This window comes from Kitasatospora sp. NPDC092286, from assembly GCF_044755565.1.
GTDB lineage: Bacteria > Actinomycetota > Actinomycetes > Streptomycetales > Streptomycetaceae > Kitasatospora.
This window is the reverse complement of record NZ_JBIVRD010000116.1, coordinates 1-430: the sequence shown is the minus strand read 5'-3', so window position 1 is coordinate 430 and position 430 is coordinate 1.

Sequence of the window (430 nt, the reverse complement as noted above, 5' to 3'; positions counted from 1 at the left end):
CGCTACCCGCTTGTGTTTTGAACAATTTGGGTCCGTGGCCGAAACATGCGGGCGGTTTCGACTGTTGGGGGGGCGGGGGGGCGGTGTGTGGCCGGCGGGCCCTTTCCCCGCCCGGCCCGCACGCCCGGCGACCGGGCCGCGGACAGCCCCGCCCCCGATCCGGCCGGGGCTGTCCGCGGGGGTCAGGTCAGCTCGGGGCGCTCATACAGAGGTTCCACTGGGTGGTGGCGAAGGCCACGCCGCCGGACCAGTAGTTGACGTTCCATGCCGCCTCGCACTGCTCGTACTGCGAGTGCGAGACCACGTGGGAGTACGGCGGAGGCGCCGGCGTGCCGCCCTAGGGCGCGTATTCGGTCGTGATCAATCTGTGTGATTCACCTTCGCGGCGGGTCCTGATCCGGTAGACCGTGGTGTGTGACGCGAGCGCAAC